This window comes from Enterobacter cloacae complex sp. SHL009, from assembly GCF_049237205.1.
In the GTDB taxonomy this organism is placed as follows: domain Bacteria; phylum Pseudomonadota; class Gammaproteobacteria; order Enterobacterales; family Enterobacteriaceae; genus Enterobacter; species Enterobacter cloacae_M.
On sequence record NZ_JBMKIW010000003.1, the window covers coordinates 99,642 to 122,793 of the forward strand.

General features: G+C 57.5%; 24 protein-coding genes and 1 pseudogene. 15 read left to right on the top strand and 10 right to left on the bottom strand.

Annotation, left to right across the window (positions count from 1 at the left end; all coding sequences use genetic code 11):
• Positions 1–28: 28 nt before the first annotated feature.
• Positions 29–631, top strand: a complete 603-nt coding sequence (locus tag ACOTZC_RS09210) for a short chain dehydrogenase (protein ID WP_126303013.1) — start codon at positions 29–31, stop codon at positions 629–631.
• Here ACOTZC_RS09210 and ACOTZC_RS09215 read toward each other — a convergent pair.
• The 7 genes and pseudogenes from ACOTZC_RS09215 to ACOTZC_RS09245 form a co-directional block, all read right to left on the bottom strand.
• Positions 625–1,360 (bottom strand): annotated as a pseudogene (locus tag ACOTZC_RS09215) (class I SAM-dependent methyltransferase). The gene ACOTZC_RS09210 and the pseudogene ACOTZC_RS09215 overlap by 7 nt on opposite strands.
• A gap of 136 nt (positions 1,361–1,496) precedes the next feature.
• A complete protein-coding gene (locus ACOTZC_RS09220; RefSeq protein WP_047173848.1) occupies positions 1,497–2,876 on the bottom strand; it encodes an amidohydrolase family protein in 1,380 nt (459 codons plus the stop codon).
• A gap of 1 nt (position 2,877) precedes the next feature.
• Positions 2,878–3,834 carry a carbamate kinase family protein gene (locus tag ACOTZC_RS09225; protein WP_126303015.1) on the bottom strand — a complete coding sequence of 319 codons (957 nt, stop codon included), beginning with the start codon at positions 3,832–3,834 and terminating at the stop codon, positions 2,878–2,880.
• A 117-nt stretch (positions 3,835–3,951) separates the two neighbouring features.
• Entirely contained in the window at positions 3,952–5,496 is a 1,545-nt protein-coding gene (locus ACOTZC_RS09230) for a hypothetical protein (protein WP_063927674.1), read from the bottom strand.
• 11 nt (positions 5,497–5,507) lie between these two features.
• Positions 5,508–6,923 (bottom strand): DUF1116 domain-containing protein, encoded by a 1,416-nt coding sequence (locus ACOTZC_RS09235; RefSeq protein WP_174259557.1) that lies wholly within the window; start codon positions 6,921–6,923, stop codon positions 5,508–5,510.
• Entirely contained in the window at positions 6,923–8,464 is a 1,542-nt protein-coding gene (gene fdrA / locus ACOTZC_RS09240; protein ID WP_163354232.1) for an acyl-CoA synthetase FdrA, read from the bottom strand. Before fdrA ends, ACOTZC_RS09235 begins: the two co-directional genes overlap by 1 nt.
• Positions 8,465–8,570: 106 nt before the next feature.
• Positions 8,571–9,176 carry an ankyrin repeat domain-containing protein gene (locus ACOTZC_RS09245; protein ID WP_039263421.1) on the bottom strand — a complete coding sequence of 202 codons (606 nt, stop codon included), beginning with the start codon at positions 9,174–9,176 and terminating at the stop codon, positions 8,571–8,573.
• Positions 9,177–9,496: 320 nt separating this feature from the next.
• Here ACOTZC_RS09245 and ACOTZC_RS09250 point away from each other — a divergent pair, with 320 nt between their 5' ends.
• Positions 9,497–10,426 (top strand): LysR substrate-binding domain-containing protein, encoded by a 930-nt coding sequence (locus ACOTZC_RS09250; RefSeq protein WP_033146353.1) that lies wholly within the window; start codon positions 9,497–9,499, stop codon positions 10,424–10,426.
• Here ACOTZC_RS09250 and ACOTZC_RS09255 read toward each other — a convergent pair.
• Positions 10,423–10,581: a YqaE/Pmp3 family membrane protein gene (locus ACOTZC_RS09255; RefSeq protein WP_023308917.1), complete on the bottom strand. Its 159-nt coding sequence runs from the start codon at positions 10,579–10,581 to the stop codon at positions 10,423–10,425. The genes ACOTZC_RS09250 and ACOTZC_RS09255 overlap by 4 nt on opposite strands.
• A gap of 179 nt (positions 10,582–10,760) precedes the next feature.
• Here ACOTZC_RS09255 and ACOTZC_RS09260 point away from each other — a divergent pair, with 179 nt between their 5' ends.
• From ACOTZC_RS09260 to ACOTZC_RS09270, 3 genes are all read left to right on the top strand, one after another.
• Positions 10,761–11,060, top strand: a complete 300-nt coding sequence (locus tag ACOTZC_RS09260) for an ArsR/SmtB family transcription factor (RefSeq protein ID WP_023308918.1) — start codon at positions 10,761–10,763, stop codon at positions 11,058–11,060.
• A 9-nt stretch (positions 11,061–11,069) separates the two neighbouring features.
• Positions 11,070–11,591: a rhodanese family protein gene (locus tag ACOTZC_RS09265; RefSeq protein WP_059347771.1), complete on the top strand. Its 522-nt coding sequence runs from the start codon at positions 11,070–11,072 to the stop codon at positions 11,589–11,591.
• 79 nt (positions 11,592–11,670) lie between these two features.
• Entirely contained in the window at positions 11,671–11,850 is a 180-nt protein-coding gene (locus ACOTZC_RS09270; protein WP_023308920.1) for a hypothetical protein, read from the top strand.
• Positions 11,851–11,888: 38 nt separating this feature from the next.
• Here ACOTZC_RS09270 and stpA read toward each other — a convergent pair whose 3' ends face one another.
• Positions 11,889–12,293 carry a DNA-binding protein StpA gene (gene stpA, locus ACOTZC_RS09275; RefSeq protein ID WP_032660403.1) on the bottom strand — a complete coding sequence of 135 codons (405 nt, stop codon included), beginning with the start codon at positions 12,291–12,293 and terminating at the stop codon, positions 11,889–11,891.
• Positions 12,294–12,789: 496 nt separating this feature from the next.
• Here stpA and alaE point away from each other — a divergent pair, with 496 nt between their 5' ends.
• Complete coding sequence (gene alaE / locus ACOTZC_RS09280) at positions 12,790–13,239, top strand: L-alanine exporter AlaE (protein ID WP_045404708.1); 450 nt, start codon at positions 12,790–12,792, stop codon at positions 13,237–13,239.
• Positions 13,240–13,271: 32 nt separating this feature from the next.
• Here alaE and ACOTZC_RS09285 read toward each other — a convergent pair whose 3' ends face one another.
• Positions 13,272–13,616 (bottom strand): DUF2002 family protein, encoded by a 345-nt coding sequence (locus tag ACOTZC_RS09285; RefSeq protein WP_023308923.1) that lies wholly within the window; start codon positions 13,614–13,616, stop codon positions 13,272–13,274.
• Between the two features lie 160 nt (positions 13,617–13,776).
• On the opposite strand from ACOTZC_RS09285, the gene ACOTZC_RS09290 reads away from it, so the two are divergent.
• From ACOTZC_RS09290 to ACOTZC_RS09330, 9 genes are all read left to right on the top strand, one after another.
• Positions 13,777–14,103, top strand: a complete 327-nt coding sequence (locus ACOTZC_RS09290; RefSeq protein WP_045404711.1) for a DUF883 domain-containing protein — start codon at positions 13,777–13,779, stop codon at positions 14,101–14,103.
• Between the two features lie 243 nt (positions 14,104–14,346).
• A complete protein-coding gene (nrdH, locus tag ACOTZC_RS09295) occupies positions 14,347–14,586 on the top strand; it encodes a glutaredoxin-like protein NrdH (RefSeq protein WP_023308925.1) in 240 nt (79 codons plus the stop codon).
• Positions 14,583–14,993 carry a class Ib ribonucleoside-diphosphate reductase assembly flavoprotein NrdI gene (gene nrdI, locus ACOTZC_RS09300; protein ID WP_023308926.1) on the top strand — a complete coding sequence of 137 codons (411 nt, stop codon included), beginning with the start codon at positions 14,583–14,585 and terminating at the stop codon, positions 14,991–14,993. The genes nrdH and nrdI overlap by 4 nt, the downstream gene beginning before the upstream one ends.
• Positions 14,966–17,110, top strand: a complete 2,145-nt coding sequence (gene nrdE / locus ACOTZC_RS09305) for a class 1b ribonucleoside-diphosphate reductase subunit alpha (protein WP_322408176.1) — start codon at positions 14,966–14,968, stop codon at positions 17,108–17,110. The genes nrdI and nrdE overlap by 28 nt, the downstream gene beginning before the upstream one ends.
• A 9-nt stretch (positions 17,111–17,119) precedes the next feature.
• Positions 17,120–18,079, top strand: a complete 960-nt coding sequence (nrdF, locus tag ACOTZC_RS09310) for a class 1b ribonucleoside-diphosphate reductase subunit beta (protein WP_023333169.1) — start codon at positions 17,120–17,122, stop codon at positions 18,077–18,079.
• Between the two features lie 331 nt (positions 18,080–18,410).
• Positions 18,411–19,622: a glycine betaine/L-proline ABC transporter ATP-binding protein ProV gene (gene proV, locus ACOTZC_RS09315; RefSeq protein ID WP_032660399.1), complete on the top strand. Its 1,212-nt coding sequence runs from the start codon at positions 18,411–18,413 to the stop codon at positions 19,620–19,622.
• Positions 19,606–20,676: a glycine betaine/L-proline ABC transporter permease ProW gene (gene proW / locus ACOTZC_RS09320; RefSeq protein WP_322408177.1), complete on the top strand. Its 1,071-nt coding sequence runs from the start codon at positions 19,606–19,608 to the stop codon at positions 20,674–20,676. Before proV ends, proW begins: the two co-directional genes overlap by 17 nt.
• A gap of 9 nt (positions 20,677–20,685) precedes the next feature.
• On the top strand, positions 20,686–21,681 hold the full coding sequence (gene proX, locus ACOTZC_RS09325) for a glycine betaine/L-proline ABC transporter substrate-binding protein ProX (RefSeq protein ID WP_045404718.1): 996 nt from the start codon (positions 20,686–20,688) through the stop codon (positions 21,679–21,681).
• Positions 21,682–21,872: 191 nt separating this feature from the next.
• Positions 21,873–23,057 carry an MFS transporter gene (locus ACOTZC_RS09330; RefSeq protein ID WP_045357559.1) on the top strand — a complete coding sequence of 395 codons (1,185 nt, stop codon included), beginning with the start codon at positions 21,873–21,875 and terminating at the stop codon, positions 23,055–23,057.
• The last annotated feature ends 95 nt before the right edge of the window (positions 23,058–23,152 follow it).

Below are 23,152 nucleotides of genomic sequence, written 5' to 3' on the forward strand. Positions count from 1 at the left end.
TGAAGGCTCACAACATAAGGAGTCGGCTATGAAAATCGTGATTATTGGTGCCAGCGGTACGGTCGGTCGTGCGGTAACGGAAGAGCTGAGTCGTCGCCACGAGGTCATCCGCGTCGGCCGCACGCAGGGCGACGAGCAGGTGGATATCACCTCGCAGGCGAGCGTCCAGGCGCTGTTTGAGAAAATCGGCCCGGTTGACGCGATTGTGTCCGCCAGCGGCGGCCTTTACTTTGGCCCGCTCGCGACCATGAAGGACAGCGACTTCAACCAGGGCCTGCAGGACAAGCTGCTGGGACAGGTGCGCCTGACGCTGACCGGCCAGCATTATCTGAACGAAGGCGGCTCTATTACGCTGATAAGCGGCATCGTGGCGCACGAGCCAATTGCCCAGGGCGTAAATGCCACCACGGTGAATGCGGCGCTGGAAGGGTTTGTCCGCGCTGCAGCCTGCGAGCTACCGCGCGGGATCCGCATCAACCTGATTAGCCCGACGGTACTCACCGAATCCGTCGAAACCTACGACGGCTTCTTCCCGGGCTTTGAGAGCGTTCCCGCCGCGACCGTGGCGCAGGCCTATCGCCGCAGCGTGGAAGGCGTGCAGAGCGGGCGGGTGTATAAGGTGGGCTACTGAGCCTTACGGGCGGCGATCAGCACCAGCATTGGGCGCTCCGCCTCTTCGGCCAGCGCGGGCCAGGCGTCAATCTGCGCCTGCGCTGGCCCCCACTCGTTGACGTCGCTTATCGTTAATCCGGCCCCGATCAGCGCGTTAAGCGTGGTGCCGAGCGTGCGGTGGTATTTCACCACCCCGTCTGCCAGCCAGTTGCTGACGCGTTTGCCTTCATCCTGATAATGATTAACGCCCCAGTACCGCTCACCGTTATCGTCGGTCAGCCAGCCCTGACGGGTGGCGCAGGTGTATATCGGGTGCTCCATCGAAAAGACCAGGCTGCCGCCGGGCTTGAGCGCGCGCTGAACCCTGGCGAATAGCGTATCCAGTTCCGGCAGGTAGTGCAGCGCCAGCGAGCTATAGACCAGATCGAGGCTGCTCTCGTTGAGCTTAAGAGATTCCAGATCGCTACGCTGATAGTGAATCTGTGGGTCAGCGGTAAGCTCCGCTGCGCGGGCGAGCATCTTTTCTGAGATATCGACCCCCGTGACGTCAGCAGCGCCCAGCTCGCGCGCCGCGCGGCAGAACCAGCCGTAGCCGCAGCCGAGATCGACAACCGATTTGCCGGTTAAATCCGGCAGCATGGCCTTAAGCGCGGGCCACTCCGGCGCGCCGTCCAGACCCTGCACCGAGCGTGGAAGCTGGGCGTAGCCTTCAAAAAAACGCCGGATTGTCGTAGATGTTTTGTGCCATGGCAGATCCCTCTTTAAGAATGTGCATAGCAGTATACTGCATTGTCGGGTGGCGGCTTCGCCTTACCCAACCTATGGAAGTGCGGCCTGAAGCCCTCACCCCACCCCTCTCCCACAGGGAGAGGGAGAAATGCACCTCAACCCACCGAGCCCCAGACAAGGTTGCCCTTATGGAACGTCGCGGTGCGCGGCGAAATGCGCGCCACGGCCTCGGCGGAGCAGGAGGCATCCACCAGCACAAAGCTGGCGTCGTCCTGCGCTTTCGGCCACACGCGCTCGCCTTTGTCATTCAGCGGCAGCACGTCGCCGGTGGCAATGCCGAGCGCGCGGGAGAGCGTCTGCTCGTTCGGGCGGATGTACAGCTGAGCGTATAGATTCGCCTTCTCCAGCATGTCCCCCAGACCGTACGGCGACCAGTGGTCGATGACGCTGTCGGTCCCCGTCATCACGAACACACCCTTCTCGCGCAGCTGCTTCAGCGGCATATGCAGGGTGCCAATCGGCACGGTGGAGGCGATGGTCACCCGCTGCGCCGCCATGCGGGTGGCGATCTCATCCACCTGCTGCTCGTTGAGCGTCGCCAGCGCAAAGGCGTGGCTGATGGTCAGCTTGCCCTTCAGCTCCGGCGTTTTCTCCACGGTCTCGACCATGTAATTCACCGCCGCCACGCCCGCCGGGCTGGTTTCATGCAGGTGGATATCCACACCTTTGTCGTAGTCCAGCGCAATCTGGAACATGGCGTCGAGGGATTTCTCCATTGCGCCGTCGACGTTGGTTGGGTCCAGCCCGCCCACGTAGTGCGCCCCGGCCTGCATCGCCTCGCGCATCAGCTTTTCGGAGTTCGACAGCAGCAGCCCGTGCTGCGGAAAAGCGACAATTTCGCAGTCAAAGCCGGGCTTACGGCGCGATAAAACCGCCTGCAGGTTTTCCAGATTCTTCAGACCGGAGGTCGGCTCGATATTGCAGTGGCTGCGAGCGATGGTGGAGCCTTTCGACTGGATCAGATCGATCAGCTTTTCCGCGCGCTCCTGGGTGTAGGGCTGCAGCTCAGGCAACAGCTTCTGTTCCAGGCGAATCATATCCTGAATCGTGGTGCCCGCCGGGCGGTTGAGCGATCGCCACGGGCCACCGTAGAAGGTTTTATCCAGGTGGATGTGCATGTCGCGCATTGCCGGGAGCATCAGCTTGTTGCCCGCATCGTAGTGCGGCAGCGTGGCGTCGGCGTGGCGCTTGTTGTCGCGCAGGGCGACGATCTTCCCGTCCTTGATCTCCAGCGTTTTCAGCTCGGTACGGGTGCTCGTCGCCACGCCACCGTCGAAGTTAAAGCCGGCTTCGAGCAGCACGTTGTCCAGATAGTAATGTTTCGCGGTGATCGTCATCGGTTTACCCGTCTCGCAGGTTGGCTTTGCGGAGTCGGCAGCATACGCGACGGATCCGGTCGCGCCAAACAGCGCGCAGGCGGTGACCATTTTGCCGCTCTGGCTAATAAATTCGCGGCGGCTTTTATTTTCACTCATCTTATCTTCCTTCATTAATAATATGGGTACCGGTTTCCCCGCGCAGCGCGGCGGGCAGGCAGTCCGGCGAGGTGATAATCACGCGCTTGCCGCCGTGGTGTAAAAACGCCAGCGAGGCGACGATTTTGGGCAGCATGCTGCCCGCCGGGAAGTGGCCTTCGTCCATGTAGCGCGTCATCTCTGCTACGTCGACGGTCTCCAGCGCCTGCTGATTTGGCTTGCCGAAGTTGATGCACACCTTTTCCACGCCGGTAGTTATCACCAGCACGTCGGCGCAAATCTCACGGGCCAGCAGCGCGGTGGAGAGATCTTTATCGATCACCGCGTCGACGCTCTGGTAATCGCCCTGCTCAGTGCGCACCACGGGAATACCGCCGCCGCCCGCGCCGATGACCACAAAGCCTTTTTGCGTCAGGGCTTTGATCGCATCCGCCTCGACAATCCGAAGCGGCTGCGGTGAAGCCACCACGCGACGGTAGCCACGGCCTGAATCCTCGACAAAATGCCAGTCCGGGTGTGCGCGCTTCAGCTCGTCGCGCTGCGCCTCGCTGAAGAAAGCACCGATAGGTTTCGTCGGGTGCGTAAAACCCGGATCGTTTTTATCCACTTCTACCTGGGTAACGACCGTGACCGCCTTTTGCTCCCCGCGCGCGGCCAGGCGATTGTTGAGCGCCTGCTGGATCAGGTAGCCAATCCCGCCCTGGGTGTCCGCCACGCAGTTTGCCAGCGGCGTCAGCGGCAGCCCTTCCCGCTCGTGGGCGATTTCGGCGCGGCGCAGATCCAGCCCCACCTGGGGGCCATTGCCGTGCGTGAGCACAATGTCATAGTCGGAGGCCAGCATTTCGAGCACCGACTCTGCCACCGCTTTCACCGCCTGCGCCTGATGTTCAACCGACTGGCTGGCGTTGTCTTTGATAATGCTGTTGCCGCCGATGGCGACGACCATAAGCTCTTTCATTTTGTTTCCTTTCGAAGGTGCGTTCTGGTGCCTTCACCCAGGCCTTCTCCCACAGGGAGGGGGATTAACGTTCCCTCTCCCTGTGGGAGAGGGTTAGGGTGAGGGCATCAGGCATTATCAGGATTCAGAAACCGTTGCCGCCGCGCTCGCCGCTTCGCGGCTATCAAGCACATGCTTCACCACAAACATGCCGCCCATCATCAGATACGCGGTGACGAACATCAGCGAACTGCCCTCGGCAAAGCCCACCACCGGGGCGTGGATCACCCCAAACAGCGCCAGCAGTGCACCACCCGCAGCGGCGACAGCCCCGCGCAGCGGTTTGTTGATGATGGCGAAGATGGCGATACAGCCCCACAGCATGCTGGCGAGCGGCGCGCCGTTGCCGAGATGCACCAGGCCTTCGTAATAAATTCCTTTGCTGTGCAGCACGTCGGTGCCGATCTTCGCCGCGCTGGTGCCCGCCGCCCCCATCACGCTGTTCATCATGGTCAGCGCCCAGTTGGCGATCCACGGGAACAGGCAGATGAAGATCACCGGCACCTCCACTTTGGGCGTTTCCCTCACAACCTGGTTGGCGGTGACGACGCCGATAAACACCAGAATCGGCACGATGGCGGTCATCGGAATGATGGCGAGCATAAATGCCCCCAGCCCGAACAGCGGCACGATGAACATGGTCACGCCGGAGGCCAGCGTGTAGCCGATGCTGGCCCCCATCGCTTTCCAGCCGGGGTGGCCGACGTAAACCGTCACCGGGAACGGGTTCCCCATCAGGCAGCCGAGCATCGACGCCAGACCGTTCGCCAGCATCACCTTGCGCGTCGGGTACGCATCTCCCGCCGCGTGGGCGCTTTCGATGTTCTCCAGGTCAAAGATGTAGTTCGCCAGCCCCAGCGGCACGGCAGAGGCCAGATACGGCAGCGCGTGCGGCAGGCCCTGCATGAAGCTGTCCACGTGCACTTCCGGCGGATTAAAGCCGAAGGATGACATAGACGCTTTAATCGCTTCCGGGCTTTGCAGACCGGAGATCCACGCCAGTGCCGTACCGGCTATCAGCAGCAGCAGGCCGGTCGGGATACGGGCGAAAATCGGCTTTTTACCGAACCAGTTGATGAAGATCAGCAGCAGCACGATAAACGACACGGTCGGCGCTTCGAACGCCTGCAGCATCGGGTTCATCGCCAGCAGCAGCAGGCCCAAACCGGAGAGGCACGACAGCAGCACGGTACGCGGGATCATCTTGCGGATGGTTTCCCCTAAAAACGAACCGCCCGCGAGGATCATCGCCTCCACGAAGCACCACACCAGGCCAATCTGGATCGCGAAGTCCGCATCGCCGGTCTGCTGATAAACCGGCATCAGGACCAGGAAGGTCACGGTAAAAATCGACGGCGCGCTCGGGCCGGACGGCAGCGCGGTCACGTCCGTTCGTCCGGTGGCGCGCGCCATCTGCATGCCGAACCAGGCGTAGCAAATACTCGCCACCAGCACCGCCAGCCCGAAGGCTGGCGCGATGCGTCCATAAACAATCTCCTTCGGGATGCCGACGACAAAAATGAGCAGCCCCATCATGGTCAGCAAATTGGTCAGGTTGTTGGTCATCAACCCGAAATACGCCGCCCAGTCACCTCTTTTCCATTCCAGCTTCATGTTTTTCATGGATGCATGCCTTATAAAAAGTAGCGATCGCGGAAGGTCAACAGCGCCTTTTCAAAACAGCTAAACGGCGGGTGAACGATGCCCGCCCCAATCATGCCGATGCCCGCGTCTTTGTGGGCAATGGCGGTGTTAATCACCGGCAGAATGCCGCTGCCCGCGACTTTGGTGATGTCGATGGCGGTTGGGATGCCCATAAACGAGAGCAGCGGAATGGTGACGTTCGGGTTTTCGCCGAGGGTGATTTCGCGCATCTGACGGGAGAAGTCGATAGCTTCATCCACCGTCCCGCCCACCAGCGCAACAATCGCCGGGGCCGTCGCCATCGCAAAACCGCCGATGCCGTAGGTTTCGGTGATGGCACTGTCGCCGATGTCCAGCCCGGAGTCTTCCGGCTTATAGCCCGCGAACATCGGGCCGATCACCTGCTGCGCCGGGCCGGTGAACCACTGCCCCGGCAGGCCGGAAACGCGCAGGCCGAACTCGTATCCGTTACGCGCCATGGTGGTGACGACGGTGCTGTACTCAATGCCGTGCGCGGCGTCCAGCGCGGCCTTACACATCGCCATCCAGGTCGGGCCGGAGAAGTAGTCGCTGCTGGCGACAAACTCGAACACCTCGCGCTGCTGCGCCACCGGATAACCCGCCTGAATCAGCCCCGGCGTCAGCGCCTGAATAAGAAGCGTGGTGCCCGCGTTGTTGCGGTTGTGGCACTCGTCGCCCATGTGCAGCGCCTGAGCCAGCATCAGGCGCAGGTCGATTTCGCCGACGATCTTCATCGCGTCGCGCAGCATCGGGCCGAGCACGTCGCGCATCCAGTTCAGACGGTCGATCACGCTCTGGTCGTTAGCGCCCATGCGCAGGATCTTCGCCATCTGCTCGCTGAGGTTGGTGAACGCGCGGTTGCCGTAGGTTTTGTTTTCAACGATGTGCATAAACATCGATGCGGAGGTGACGCCCGCCATCGAGCCCACGCAGTCGTGCTCGTGGCACGGCGAGAAGGTAATATCTCCGGAGGCAGCGAGCCTTGCCGCATCGTCCAGATCTTTCGCCAGCCCTTCAAACACCAGCGCCCCGGTGACCGCACCCTTCATCGCCCCGCACATGTTCTCCCAGGCGACAGGCGGACCGGCGTGCAGAATGGTGGTGCGGGTCATGCCCGGCACCACGTTAATGGCCTGGTCATAGCCCACCAGCACCGGATGGGACTGAATAATGCGCTCAAGAGCGATGCGGTTGGCGGCGGCAATTTTCTCCGCCAGCGGTTTTTCCGCCAGCTGGTCGAGCGCTTCAACGACCTGCATATTGCCCTGCCCCGGCGGCGTCCAGTCGAGCTGGGTCACGGGAACGTGCTGTTTTTTGAGGTCGTCGCTGAACATCGCAATGCCGACGTTAATCACGTTCAGCGGCTGGTTGAATAAGGTCGTCATTATGCTTTCTCCCCTTTGCAGACAAATTCGCGTGCCAGTAATCCGGTGTTGGTACTGCTGCTGGCCAAGATGACGCCTGCGTCGGTCAGCAACTGGCACTGCTGCGCCAGCGACTGCGGATCCTGGTCGGTGCCGAGCACGTAGCCGAGAATTTCCAGAGGACGGTTATCGGCCTTCGCGATCGCCTGCGCCTCTTTGATAGCGTCGATCATCACGCCGACCGGATCCTCATGCGCGCCGAAGCCCAGCACGAAGTCCATCACGATGACGCCCACCTCCGGATCGCGCGCCTCCTGCAGCAGGCGGCTGATGCGGTTGGTCGGGTCGATCATGGGGTGCGGCTTGCCGTTGGTGAAGTCGTCGTCGCCAAAGTCGAGGAAGGTGTGGGCTTTACTGACATTGACGTCGCCCAGGCGCTTAGACGGATCGGGCTGGATGTTACTGTAAACGTCGTCGAATTTCGCAAGCGCCGCGAACATCGCCTCGTCGCACAGGGTTCCGCCGCAGAACAGGCCGCGAATGTACTTCTGCTGCGGCGTCAGGCGAGTGCGCACCTCTTCAATCAACGGCCAGTTGAGCGGATGCAGATCGAGGGACTCTTTTTTGATGCCGGTGAGCAGGACCGCCTTCAGGGCCGCCTCTTTGGTGCCGCGCGCAAACTGCAGGCCGTCTTCATCGGCGGGCGGTTCGCTGCGGCCGAGGAAGCAGACAACCACCGGCTTGCGGCAGGCGCGCGCGCGGGCCAGCACCTTCTCCGCCACGGCAGGGGCCGGCGGCTTGGAGATCAGCGCGATGACCTGGGTCGCGTCGTCCGCTTCCAGCATGTCGATGGCGTCGAGCATCATCAGGCCGCCGATTTTCTCGCTGAGATCGCGTCCGCCGGTGCCAATCAGCTGCGACACGCCGCCGCCGAATTCGTGAATGCGCACGCTCAGCTCCTGGCTGCCGGTGCCGGATGCGCCGACGATTCCAATCGGTCCGCGGCGCACCGCGTTGGCAAAGCACAGTCCCGCGCCGTTGATAATGGCGGTGCCGCAGTCCGGCCCCATCATCAGCAGACCTTTCTTATGCGCCAGCTGCTTCAGCGCCAGCTCGTCGTCGAGCGACACGTTATCGGAAAACAGCATCACGTTGAGATCGTTTTCCAGCGCCTGGCGCGCTTCGCGGGCAGCGAAGGTGCCGTTGACGGAAATCACCGCGAGGTTGCTCTCCGGGCGATGAGTTTTGGCGCTGGCAATCGTGGCGTAGCGCGCTTCATGGGTGCCGCCGCTCTCTTTACGCGTGAACAGCGCTTCGATGGCCGCCAGCGTTTCATCATTCGCCGCGTCGCCTTTAATTACGATCATCAGGTCGCCGTTTTTGGCTTCCGCTAATTCCGGCGTTATTAGCCCGAGGTTTTTTAATACGCCTTTGTTCATTTCCGTCGCCATCGCGACAAACGCCTGCTCGACGCCCGGTAATTTATTGGCTTTGGTGGAAACAGACATTAATGAGACGGAGTCAAAATATGTGTTCTTTTTTATGACGATTTTTGTGGGCATTATTTTCTCCTGAACGCGGATAAAAGGGGACCGCCGTCGTGCAAAATGCACGTCGGTAAAAATGCGTTTTAATTAGCGGCCAGCCGGAAAAAGCTGGCCGAATGCGTTATGCGCCCGCCGCCAGCAGCAGGTCAGCTATTGCATCGAAGCCTTTTTCCCGCGCCAGTTCGAGCGGGGTTTTACCGTATTTATCGGTCATGTGCGGGTTCGCGCCGTGATCCAACAGCAGCTTCACGATCTCCTGCTGCTTAGCGCCGCCGTCGTTAAGCACGATCGCTTCCAGCAGCGGCGTCCAGCCGACAAAGTTGGTGTGGTTGACGTTGATATCCGTTTTCTCCAGCAGCTCGCGAACGATCTCCACGTGCCCTTTTTCACTGGCTGGCGTAATGCCCACGCCGCCAAAGCGCGTCAGGCGGTCGAGATCCGGATTTGCCGGAAGGACAAGGCGCAGCAGGGTGATATCGTTGGTCAGGCAGCTAATGAGGAAGGGGTTAAAGCAGGTCTGATCCTGTTTATCAATATCCGCCCCGGCGGCAATTAATAACGCCACGCAGTCATAATGCTTTTTCAGGCTGGCAATAATAACGGCGGTTCTTTTCTGACGGTTGGTGGCGTTAATATCCACGCCTTTCTCCAGACAGGCTTTTAGCGCATCGCTATTGCCCTCTTCTGCCGCCAGCAGAAATTCAGTAACGAGTTCGTTCGCAGACATATTCAGACTCCCGATGTTTTTATTTCTGTTGACCTGAGAATAGCAACAGCCTGGTCATAAAAGAATCCGCTTAAAAATGATTCATCGACAGTCAATTCATTGTTGAGGTAAATTCAATAAACCGGTCAAAACGTGCGTCTGTGCAACCTTTTTCTTATGTTTCCCCGCTTTTTAGCGCTTCTGGCTGCATTATGCTTATGTCTTACGAAGCCTTACCGCATGCGGCTTTCGACAAAGAGTCAGAACTGTGATCGGCTTCAAATGCGTTGTAACGACGCTGTTAAAATATGTTCAAAACTGATGGCTGAAGGAAGTGAGATATGAATTCCATCTTTACCGAGGAAAACCTGCTGGCCTTTACTACCGCCGCACGCTTCGGCAGCTTCAGCAAAGCCGCCGCTGAACTGGGCGTGACGACCTCTGCTATCAGTTACACCATTAAGCGCATGGAGACCGGGCTGGACGTAGTGCTGTTTGTCCGCAGCACGCGCAGCATCGAGCTGACCGAGTCCGGGTTTTACTTTTACCGTAAGGCCACCGACCTGCTTAACGACTTTCACGCCATCAAGCGCGGGATTGACACCATTTCTCAGGGCATTGAGGCGCGGGTGCGCATCTGTATCAACCAGCTTTTGTATACCCCACGCCACACGGCGCGGCTGCTGCAGGTGCTAAAAAAGCAGTTTCCCACCTGTCAGATCACCGTGACCACCGAGGTCTACAACGGCGTCTGGGACTCCATCATCAATAACCAGGCCAACATCGCGATTGGCGCGCCGGACACGCTGCTGGACGGTGGCGGGATTGATTACACCGAGATCGGCGCCATTCGCTGGGTGTTTGCCATCGCGCCGGAACATCCGCTGGCATTCACCCCGGAGCCAATAGCGGAAAGCCAGCTGCGCCTGTATCCCAACATCATGGTGGAAGATACCGCGCACACCATTAACAAAAAGGTCGGCTGGCTGCTGCACGGGCAGGAGGCGATTCTGGTCCCGGACTTTAACACCAAATGTCAGTGTCAGATCCTGGGCGAAGGGATTGGCTTTTTGCCGGAATACATGGTCCGCGAGGCGGTAGACGCGGGGCTGCTGGTCACCCGACGGATTAACAACCCGCGTCAGGATTCGCGCATGCTGCTCGCCACGCAGCATGCCGCAACCGGCCAGGTCACGCGGTGGATCAAGCAGCAGTTTGGTCCAGCGGGGGTACTGACCGATATCTATAGCGATTTACTGTGGCGCGCCTAGCTTTTGCTTTGTACCCAAAACGCGTGAATGAGGCCGGGGAAGTAGCCCAGCAGCGTCAGAAGAATGTTGATAATAAACGCCCAGCCAAACCCTTTGCCCAACAGCACGCCCAGCGGCGGTATAAGGATCGTAAAAACAATACGCCAAAATCCCATATAAACACTCCGTTCAATCTAATCCATTGAAAATAATAAAGAGAATGCTGTAAGCATAGCCAGTTTATTCGTCTATACCAGTTCCGGGCCTCGCGTTTACCCTCTTTTACGCTTTTGACGCTGGTTTAATGCATCGAATTAGTTTAGCATTTACTTAATTAAGTAAATGCTAAACTATTATGACAGAACTCGAACAGCTTCAGGCCAGCGCCGGGCAGGCCGCCACACTCTTAAAAGCGATGAGCAACCCCCGTCGCCTGCTGATCCTCTGCACCCTATGCGGAGCGCCCGGCACCAGCGCGGGGGAGCTTGCGCGAGCCACGGGGCTAAGTCCTTCCGCCACGTCGCAGCATCTGGCGCGCATGCGTGAGGAAGGGCTTATCGACAGCACTCGCGACGCGCAGCGCATTCTCTATTCCATTAAAAACAATGCGGTACATCAGCTTATCAGCACCCTGAAAACCCTTTATTGCCCGTAAGGAGTCGCCATGTCACTTCCTCTTCTTTCACCGCGCCAGGCCAATGCCCGCGTCGCTGAAGGCGCAAAACTGATTGATATTCGTGATGCCGATGAGTACGCCCGCGAGCATATTCCCGCCGCGCGGTCCGTGCCGCTGGATACCTTACCCGGCGCGCTTAACGCGCAGGCGGGCGATACGGTGATTTTTCACTGCCAGTCCGGCGCCCGGACGTCGGGGAATGCCGACCGCCTTGCTCAGGCCGCCGCGCCCGCAGAGGCATTTGTGGTCGAGGGGGGCATTCAGGGCTGGAAGCAGGCCGGACTGCCGACCGTCGAAGACAAGTCCCAGCCGCTGCCGCTGATGCGTCAGGTGCAAATTGCCGCCGGGCTGTTAATACTCTGTGGCGTGGTGCTGGGCTATAGCGTCTCCAGCGGCTTTTTCCTGCTCAGCGGCTTTGTCGGAGCCGGTCTGCTGTTCGCCGGTGTGACGGGCTTTTGCGGCATGGCGCGACTGCTCAAGGTGATGCCCTGGAACCGGCGTACCTCATAAGCAGTAATCGGTGAAATACGCTGTACCCGGCGTCATGCGTGGGCTAAGGTGAAGATCGCTAAAACGATGAGGAGGTAATATGTTTTCTGTCGGTGATTATGTGCAACCGCGTAAAGGCGGCCCGAAACTGAAAGTGCTCGAAGTAAACGGTGACAGCATTGTGGCGGTCCAGGCCAGCAATGAGCAAGGCGAGAAATATACGCTGAAAGCCGCCGATGTGGCGCCTTATACCGAAGAAGGCGATTTCGGCGTCTGCTGAACAGTCAGCCGGGCGGCGTGTTCCGCCCGGCTCATTCGTTAGATCAGAAAATCATCCAGTGATTTACCGTCTGCCAGCGCGCTGGCGATAGGCTTCGGCGTGCGGCCCTGGCCGGTCCACGTTTTCTCTTCGCCGTTCTGGTCAATAAAGCGATATTTTGCTTCACGCGGCTTACGCTTTTTCGCTGGCTTACCCGTCTGCGCTAGTTCAGAACCAAGCAGGTCAGTCGGTGAAATACCATCAGCTTTCATCAGCTCCAGCAGGGCATTAATTTTTTCCTGCTGCTCAGCACGCTGCTGCTCTAATTCCGTCAGCTCGCTGCGTTTCTCTTCAGTAACGACCCTGACCTTTTCCAGCATTTCCTCAAGAACGTCCAGGGATAATTCACGCGCCATGGCGCGCAGGGTTCGGATATTATTAAGATTCTGTAACGTCAAAGACATATTATTTGAAAACCTTTTCTTTGGGGGGTAAATAGATAAATCGCCGACAGAATAATTCATTTGAGTTGAAATATCTACCCAAGGGTCCGTACGGGCATCAGTGTAAATATATTTAGAACTCACTGTTAATAATAGCGCAAGGTGCTGACAGGACATCGATGAATCCAATCACTCCATTAATATAAATGGCCAACTTTAATCCAAATTACAGCATACTGCGCCGCGTCAGGTGGAGGATTCCTGACTTTAGCCACTAACAAAACCAACTCATTGATTTTAATGCAATAACCATCAAACAAGACAGATTATAACGATCGGAACAAAAAACGAACAACTTTAGAGAATTTTGTGGACAAAAGGCGATTAAATAAAAATTTATCACTAGTTGTTAGTTCAAACGCAGAGATATACGCTATACACGTCAAACAAACCAACCTAAAGCACTAACCGCTGAAGGAAAATCGTTTCTTTTGTGTTCTTCTCAAGGAGTTCAGACATGTTCTCGCCGCAATCTCGCCTGCGCCACGCGGTGGCGGATACTTTCGCGATGGTTGTTTACTGTTCCGTCGTGAACATGCTGATCGAAATATTCCTCTCCGGAATGTCCTTCGAGCAGTCGTTTTCTTCTCGTCTGGTGGCGATCCCGGTCAATATTATTATTGCATGGCCTTACGGTTTATACCGCGATGCGGTAATGCGTTTCGCGCGTCGTATCAGCCCAGCAGGCTGGGTGAAAAACCTGGCGGACGTTCTGGCGTATGTGACGTTCCAGTCGCCGGTTTACGTGGCCATTCTCCTGACAGTCGGTGCAGACTGGCACCAGATCGCTGCGGCGGTCAGTTCGAATATTGTTATTTCGATGTTGATGGGAGCCGTTTACGGCTATTTCCTCGACTACTGCCGCCGCCTGTTTAAAGTCAGCCAGTACAGCCAGGCAAAAGCGTGATGTGAAGCGACTGGCGCACGCCAGTCGCGGATTTACTGTACGTCGCCAAACAGTCCCTTCAAAAATCGCTCCAGCGCCATACGCGAACTGAAACCGTGCGGAATACCGTAATGCTCATGCCGTTCACCGCCTAAATAGAGCGGAAATTGCTGATAATGATCGCAGGTTTTAATATCCGAGGCAGGCTCAGCAAATGACAAACTTCTGTCTTTCAGCGTCGGGTGAATAATGAGAGCGGTACGTCCCATTCTTGCTTCGCGATTAACATAAACATAATTCTCGCCGCGGCGATATCCATACGCTTTTGGCGTCACCTCATCCATGGTGAATCCCTCTTTTTCAAGAACGCGTGCCACCTCGTCAGGTCGTAAATACATATCTTTTCCTCGTTATCTTTTCCTGCCCGGCAACCTTACAGTATTCAGCAATAGCAGGGCTTTCAGAATAGTCCATAAACTGCCGGATAACGCGTGATGCGCTTCAGATATTAAATTTCTGAACTAAACTGAACGGGAACACAAAATTACGGAGGATCGTATGTTTAACAGACCGAACCGAAACGATATTAACGACGACGCTCAGGATATTCGTAATGATGTCAGCCAATTAGCGGACACGCTGGAAGAGGTGCTGAAGTCCTGGGGAAGTGACGCGAAGGACGAAGCGGAAGCCGCAAAGCGTAAGGCTCAGTCTCTGCTCCGTGAAACCCGCGCCCGTATGAACGGACGTTCACGCGCCACGCAGGCTGCCTGCGATATGGCAAGCTGTGCTACGACCTTCGTGCGTGAAAAACCGCTATGTACTCTGGGAACCGTCGCGGCGGTCGGCATCTTCGTCGGTGCCCTGCTCAGCCTGCGTAAATAATCCCGCGTATTCTGCCCCGGTAGCCTCAGGCGCCGGGGCTTTTTTATGCCCGTAAGCCTGAAAAACCCGTACAGCCTGCCCTGCCCCGCTGTGCTCATCACAGGGGCGATATTAATCTAAATTTCCCATATCTTGTATGGTTGAAACTTAAGACAACTACATCTAGTATTCCTTTTAGCAAGATACACACAACCTGACGCGATGATTCGCGCCGCACCCTCATTTTAAATGGAAATACGAATCATGAGCATTATTATTTACACTCGTAACGATTGTGTTCAGTGCCACGCGACCAAACGGGCAATGGAAAGCCGCGGCGTGGCGTTTGAAATGGTGAATGTTGACCAGGTCCCCGAGGCCGCAGACACCCTGCGCAAGCAGGGTTTTCGTCAGCTTCCGGTGGTGGTCGCCGGGGAGACAAGCTGGTCTGGCTTCCGCCCGGACATGATTAACCGCCTGAGCGCTCAGGCCACGCGTGCATGAGCGGGCTGGTCTACTTCTCCAGCAGCTCGGAAAACACGCTCCGCTTTATTGAGCGCGTCGGGCTGCCTGCGGTGCGCATTCCGCTGAACGAGCGGGAGCGGATCCGGGTAGATGAACCGTACATTCTGGTGGTGCCCAGCTATGGCGGAGGCGGCACGGCAGGAGCCGTGCCTCGCCAGGTGATCCGCTTTCTGAACGATCCTCACAACCGCGGGCTGATTCGCGGAGTGATCGCGGCGGGGAATCGCAATTTCGGCGATGCCTTCGGCCGCGCCGGGGATGTCATTTCTCAAAAATGCGGCGTGCCGTATCTCTATCGTTTTGAGCTGATGGGGACACAGCAGGACGTCGAAAACGTGCGTAAAGGAGTGAACGAATTTTGGCAACGACAACCGCAGAACGGGTGATTCAGGCGACACCGGATTACCATGCATTAAACGCCATGCTTAACCTCTACGATCGGGAGGGACGCATTCAGTTCGAGAAAGATCGTGAGGCGGTGGACGCCTTTTTTGCCGCCCACGTGCGGCCCAACAGCGTGACGTTTGCGAGCCAGAATGAACGTCTCGACTATCTGGTGAACGAGGGCTACTACGACGCGCGCACGCTCACCCGCTACGACCGCGCCTTTGTGGTGAAGCTGTTTGAACGCGCCCACGCCAGCGGCTTTCGTTTCCAGACCTTCCTCGGCGCGTGGAAGTACTACACCAGCTACACGCTGAAGACCTTTGACGGCAAGCGCTACTTAGAGAGCTTTGAAGATCGCGTGGCGATGGTGGCGCTGACGCTGGCGCAGGGCGATGAAGCGCTGGCGGAGCAGCTCGCCGACGAGATCCTCTCCGGCCGCTTCCAGCCCGCCACGCCGACCTTTCTCAACTGCGGCAAAGCCCAGCGCGGCGAGCTGGTTTCCTGTTTTCTGCTGCGTATCGAAGACAATATGGAGTCGATTGGCCGCGCGGTGAACTCGGCGCTGCAGCTTTCCAAACGCGGCGGCGGCGTGGCGTTTCTGCTCTCGAACCTGCGTGAAGCGGGCGCGCCGATCAAGCGCATCGAAAACCAGTCCTCCGGCGTGATCCCGGTGATGAAGATGCTGGAAGATGCCTTCTCCTATGCCAACCAGCTTGGCGCGCGTCAGGGTGCGGGCGCGGTTTACCTGCACGCGCACCACCCGGACATTCTGCGTTTTCTTGATACCAAACGTGAAAACGCCGACGAAAAAATTCGCATCAAAACGCTGTCGCTTGGCGTGGTGATCCCGGATATCACTTTTAAGCTCGCCAAAGAGAATGCCGAGATGGCGCTTTTCTCGCCGTATGACGTTGAGCGAATCTACGGCAAAGCCTTTGGCGACGTGGCCATCAGCGAGCTGTACGACGAGCTGCTGGCCGACGATCGCATCCGCAAAAAAACCATCAATGCCCGCGATTTCTTCCAGACGCTTGCGGAGATCCAGTTTGAGTCCGGCTATCCGTATATCATGTTTGAGGATACGGTGAACCGCGCGAACCCGATTGCCGGGCGCATCAACATGAGCAACCTGTGCTCGGAGATTTTGCAGGTCAACAGCGCGTCTACCTACGACGAAAACCTGGACTACGCGGACATCGGCAAGGATATCTCCTGCAACCTCGGGTCGCTGAATATTGCCCACACCATGGATTCCCCCGACTTTGGCCGCACGATAGAAACCGCCGTTCGCGGGCTGACGGCGGTGTCGGACATGAGCCACATCCGCAGCGTACCGTCTATTGAAGCGGGCAACGCCGCTTCGCACGCCATCGGTCTGGGGCAGATGAACCTGCACGGCTATCTGGCGCGCGAAGGTATCGCCTACGGCAGTCCGGAAGGGCTGGATTTCACCAACCTCTATTTCTACACCATTACCTGGCACGCGCTGCACACCTCGATGATGCTGGCGCGCGAGCGCAGCCAGCGGTTCGCGGGCTTTGAGCACTCCCGTTACGCCAGCGGAGCCTATTTCAGCCAGTATCTTGAAGGCGACTGGCAGCCGAAAACCGAAAAAGTGCGCGAACTGTTTGCCCGCGCGGGGATTACCCTGCCGACGCGCGAGATGTGGCAGCAGCTGCGTGACGACGTGATGCGCTACGGCATTTATAACCAGAACCTGCAGGCGGTGCCGCCGACCGGATCGATCTCCTACATCAACCACGCCACGTCGAGCATTCACCCGATCGTGTCGAAAATTGAAATTCGTAAGGAAGGCAAAACCGGGCGCGTTTACTACCCTGCCCCGTTTATGACCAATGAGAACCTGGCGCTGTATCAGGACGCGTATGAGATCGGCCCGGAAAAAATCATCGATACCTACGCCGAGGCGACGAAACACGTGGATCAGGGACTGTCGCTTACGCTGTTCTTCCCGGACACCGCCACCACGCGGGATATCAACAGAGCGCAGATCTACGCCTGGAAGAAAGGCATCAAAACGCTCTACTACATTCGCCTGCGCCAGCTTGCGCTGGAAGGAACCGAAATCGAAGGCTGCGTGTCCTGCGCGCTGTAAGGAGAAAGGATGAAACTGTCACGCGTGAGTGCCGTTAACTGGAACAAGATTCAGGACGATAAAGATCTGGAGGTGTGGAACCGCCTCACCAGCAACTTCTGGCTGCCGGAAAAGGTCCCGCTCTCCAACGATATTCCGGCCTGGCAAACGCTCGGCCACGCCGAACAGCAGCTGACGATCCGCGTCTTTACCGGCCTGACGCTGCTGGACACCATTCAGAATACCGTCGGTGCACCGGCTCTGATGAGCGACGCGCTGACGCCGCACGAAGAGGCGGTGATGTCGAACATAAGCTTTATGGAGGCGGTGCATGCCCGCTCCTACAGCTCGATTTTCTCGACCCTGTGCCAGACCAAAGACGTGGACGCAGCCTACGCCTGGAGTGAAGAGAGCGAGTCATTACAGAGAAAGGCGGAGCTGGTTCTGGAATATTACCGCGCCGACGAGCCGCTGAAGAAGAAGATCGCCAGCGTGTTCCTGGAATCTTTCCTCTTCTATTCCGGCTTCTGGCTGCCCATGTACTGGTCGAGCCGGGGCAAGCTCACCAACACCGCCGATTTGATTCGGCTCATCATTCGTGATGAAGCGGTGCACGGGTATTACATTGGCTATAAGTATCAGAAAGGACTGGAGAAAGTCAGCGAGGCGAAGCGCGAGGAGCTTAAAGGCTTTGCGCTCGATTTGCTGATGGATCTGTACGACAACGAGCTGAGCTATACGGAGGAACTCTACGCCGGCACCGGCTGGGAGGACGACGTGAAGGCCTTCCTCTGCTACAACGCCAACAAGGCGCTGATGAACCTGGGCTACGACGCGCTGTTCCCGCCGGAGATGGCGGAGGTGAACCCGGCGATTCTGGCCGCGCTGTCGCCCAATGCCGACGAAAACCACGATTTCTTCTCGGGATCGGGCTCATCGTACGTGATGGGCAAAGCGGTGGAAACCGAGGATGAAGACTGGGATTTTTGATGAACGCTAACGTTCGTTAATTTAATATAAACCCAACAATTCCCACTCTAATATTTACAAAACAACTACACTGTAATTTCCACGTCATATTCGCCTGAATCATTCCGGTTCAGGCGAAATTTCACGATGCAGCAGCAAAAAATTGAGAAAAATTCAAATCGCCCTCAGCCCTTTATTCATGGGAAATTCAGCCGTTTCGCTTGCGTCAAAATTTTGCCTTCATCCCGACTCAGGGTTGTCTCAGATTCTCAGTATGTTAGGGTTATGCCCGTTAACAATTTACCATGGTAATCATATCGGCATAAACAAATAACAGGACACTCTCTATTGCATGGCAATTAAATTAGAAGTGAAAAATCTTTATAAAGTATTTGGCGAGCATCCGCAGCGCGCATTCAAATATATTGAGAAAGGCCTTACGAAAGAGCAAATTCTGGAAAAAACCGGGCTATCGCTTGGCGTTAAAGACGCCAGTCTGGCCATTGAAGAAGGCGAGATTTTTGTCATCATGGGATTATCCGGTTCGGGTAAATCCACTATGGTTCGCCTTCTCAATCGCCTGATTGAACCCACCCGCGGACAGGTGCTGATTGACGGCGTGGATATCGCCAGAATATCAGACGCAGAGCTTCGCGAGGTGCGCAGAAAGAAGATTGCAATGGTGTTCCAGTCATTCGCGCTGATGCCGCACATGACGGTGCTGGATAATACCGCTTTCGGCATGGAATTAGCCGGCACGCCGGCTCAGGAACGTCAGGAAAAAGCCCTTGATGCGCTGCGTCAGGTCGGGCTGGAAAATTATGCGCATGCGTATCCGGATGAACTTTCCGGCGGTATGCGTCAGCGCGTGGGATTAGCCCGTGCATTAGCCATTAATCCAGACATATTATTAATGGATGAAGCCTTCTCCGCCCTCGATCCGTTAATTCGTACCGAGATGCAGGACGAGCTGGTAAAATTACAGGCTAAACATCAGCGAACTATTGTCTTTATTTCCCACGATCTGGATGAAGCCATGCGTATTGGCGACCGCATTGCCATTATGCAAAACGGTGAAGTGGTGCAGGTCGGCACGCCGGATGAAATTCTCAATAATCCGGCGAACGATTATGTCCGCACCTTCTTCCGCGGCGTGGATATTAGCCAGGTCTTTAGCGCCAAAGATATTGCCCGTCGAACGCCAAACGGCATTATCCGTAAAACGCCAGGCTTCGGCCCGCGCTCGGCGCTTAAGCTGCTGCAGGACGAAGACCGTGAATACGGATATCTGGTTGAACGCGGCAATAAATTTGTTGGCATTGTCTCCATCGACTCCCTGAAAACGGCTCTCACTGAGAACCAGGGAATCGATGCGGCGTTAATTGACGCTCCGCTTGCCGTGGACGCCGAAACGCCGCTCAGCGAGTTGCTCTCTCACGTAGGCCAGGCGCCGTGCGCCGTGCCGGTCGTCGGTGAGGAACAACAGTACGTCGGCATCATCTCAAAACGGATGCTGCTGCAGGCTTTAGATCGCGAGGGGGCAAACAATGACCGATCAATCTAACCCGTGGGGCACCACTGAGGCAGCGGACAGCGCTGCGCAATCCACCGACGCGTGGGGTTCCACGCCCGCTCCTGCCGATGGCGGCGGCGCGGCAGACTGGCTGAACAGCGCACCCGCGCCTGCGCCAGAACATTTCAACATCATGGATCCGTTCCATAAAACGCTGATCCCGCTGGACAGCTGGGTCACAGAGGGGATCGACTGGGTGGTCACGCACTTCCGTCCGGTCTTCCAGGGGATCCGCGTCCCGGTGGATTACATCCTGAACGGCTTCCAGCAGCTGATGCTGGGCATGCCGGCGCCGGTGGCGATTATCCTGTTCTCCCTGATTGCCTGGCAGTTCGGTAGCGCGGGGATGGGGATCGCCACGCTGATCTCGCTGATTGCCATTGGCGCAATTGGCGCGTGGTCGCAGGCGATGATCACCCTGGCGCTGGTGCTGACCGCCCTGCTCTTTTGCATTGTCATCGGCCTGCCGATGGGGATCTGGCTGGCGCGCAGCCCGCGGGCAGCGAAGATTATTCGTCCGCTGCTGGATGCGATGCAGACCACCCCGGCGTTCGTCTATCTGGTGCCTATCGTAATGCTGTTTGGTATCGGCAACGTGCCGGGCGTGGTGGTGACCATTATCTTCGCCCTGCCGCCGATTATTCGTCTGACCATTCTGGGGATTAACCAGGTGCCTGCGGACCTGATCGAAGCGTCACGCTCGTTCGGCGCCAGCCCGCGCCAGATGCTGTTTAAGGTTCAGCTCCCGCTGGCGATGCCAACCATCATGGCGGGCGTTAACCAGACGCTGATGCTGGCCCTGTCGATGGTGGTGATCGCCTCGATGATCGCTGTTGGCGGTCTGGGCCAGATGGTGCTGCGCGGCATTGGCCGTCTCGATATGGGGCTGGCCACCGTCGGCGGCGTCGGCATTGTGATCCTCGCCATTATCCTTGACCGCCTGACCCAGGCAGTCGGTCGTGATTCACGCAGTCGCGGCAACCGTCGCTGGTATACCACCGGCCCTGTCGGGTTACTCACCCGCCCTTTCTCGAAATCAAAATAAGGAACAACGATGCGACATAACGTACTTTTTGCCACAGCGTTTGCCACCCTTGTCTCCACCAGCGCGTTTGCGGCTGACCTGCCGGGTAAAGGCATTACCGTGCAGCCGGTGCAGAGCACCATTTCGGAAGAGAGCTTCCAGACTCTGATCGTCAGCCGCGCGCTGGAGAAGCTGGGCTACACGGTTAACACGCCGAGCGAAGTGGACTACAACGTAGGCTACACGTCGATTGCCTCTGGTGACGCCACCTTTACCGCGGTGAACTGGCAGCCGCTGCACGACGACATGTATGCCGCCGCCGGTGGCGACAAGAAGTTCTACCGCGAAGGCACCTTCGTGACGGGCGCGGCGCAGGGGTATCTGATCGACAAGAAAACTGCCGACCAGTACCACATCACCAACATTGAACAGCTGAAAGATCCGAAGATCGCCAAACTGTTCGACACCAACGGCGACGGCAAGGCCGACATGATGGGCTGCTCGCCGGGCTGGGGCTGTGAAGCGGTGATTAACCACCAGAACAAAGCTTTCGATCTGGCGAAAACGGTCGACGTGAGCCACGGCAACTATTCAGCGATGATGGCCGACACCATTGCCCGCTTCAAAGAGGGTAAACCGGTGATCTACTACACCTGGACGCCGTACTGGGTGAGCGACGTGCTGAAGCCGGGCAAAGACGTGGTGTGGCTGCAGGTGCCGTTCTCCTCCCTTCCGGGCGAGCAGAAGGATATCGACACCAAACTGCCGAACGGCATGAACTACGGCTTCCCGGTGAACACCATGCATATCGTGGCCAACAAAGCCTGGGCGGAGAAAAACCCGGCGGCGGCGAAGCTGTTCTCGGTAATGAAGCTGCCGCTGGCGGACATCAATGCCCAGAACGCGATGATGCATGCGGGCAAATCGTCTGAAGCGGATGTGAAAGGCCACGTCGACGGCTGGATCAAGGCCCACCAGCAGCAGTTTGACGGCTGGGTGAAAGAGGCGCTTGAAGCGCAGAAGTAAAACATTTTCCCTCACCCCGGCTCTCTGTTAGCGTTCCCTCTCCCTGTGGGAGAGGGTTAGGGTGAGGGCACCAGACCGCACCATTCACCTAAACCGCACAATACATCACCCAACAATCCCCCACTATTCACAATCATTAGCTATTATGGTTTCCGGAAAAATAATCACTCAACTAACGATTCCTGAAACTAATGACAAAAACAGCTCAAGGGCTTAGCCCCGCACTCATCCTTTTAATGTCCGTGGCAACGGGTCTGGCGGTCGCCAGCAACTATTACGCGCAGCCTCTTCTCGACACCATCGCCCGCGCGTTCAATCTCTCTGCCAGCTCCGCAGGCTTTATCGTTACCGCAGCACAGCTAGGCTATGCCGCCGGGCTGCTGTTCCTGGTGCCGCTCGGCGATATGTTTGAACGCCGAATGCTGATCGTCTCCATGACCCTGCTGGCCGCCGGTGGGATGCTGATCACCGCCAGCAGCCAGTCGCTGACGATGATGATCGTCGGAACCGCGCTTACGGGGCTGTTCTCCGTGGTGGCGCAAATCCTGGTCCCGCTCGCCGCGACCCTCGCCTCCCCGGAAAAACGCGGCAAGGTGGTGGGCACCATCATGAGCGGCCTGCTGCTGGGGATTTTGCTGGCGCGTACCGTTGCAGGGCTGCTGGCAAGCCTTGGCGGCTGGCGCACCGTATACTGGGTGGCGAGCGTGCTGATGGTCATCATGGCGCTGGCGCTGTGGCGCGGGCTGCCAAAAGTGAAGCAGGAAAACCACCTGAACTATCCTCAGCTGCTGGCCTCCGTTTTCAGCCTGTTTACGCAGGACAAGCTTCTGCGCACCCGCGCCCTGCTGGGCTGTTTCACCTTCGCTAACTTCAGCATTCTCTGGACGTCGATGGCGTTTCTGCTGGCCGCGCCGCCGTTCAACTATTCCGAAGGGGTGATTGGCCTGTTCGGCCTGGCCGGTGCCGCAGGCGCACTGGGCGCGCGTCCCGCTGGCGGGCTGGCCGATAAGGGCAAATCCCACCTGACCACCTCCGCAGGGCTGGTTTTACTTCTGCTCTCCTGGGCGGCGATCTGGTACGGACACATCTCGGTGCTGGCGCTGATTGTCGGTATCCTGGTGCTCGATCTCACCGTTCAGGGCGTTCACATCACCAATCAGACCGTCATCTATCGCGTGAAGCCAGAGGCGCGTAACCGTCTGACGGCCGGATACATGACCAGCTACTTCATCGGCGGCGCGGCGGGTTCGCTTATTTCAGCGTCGGCGTGGCAGCATGCGGGCTGGTCGGGGGTATGCGCGATCGGGGCCATCGTCGCTACCCTCAACCTGGTAGTATGGTGGCGCGGTTATCACCGTCAGGATGCAATTAACTAACATTTACATTGAGTTGGCCTCTTAGGGTGTTAAGAGACCCTTCACTCTGTTAATGTAAACGTAATCATTTATCCCAGAAATTTTAATGTGGGTGA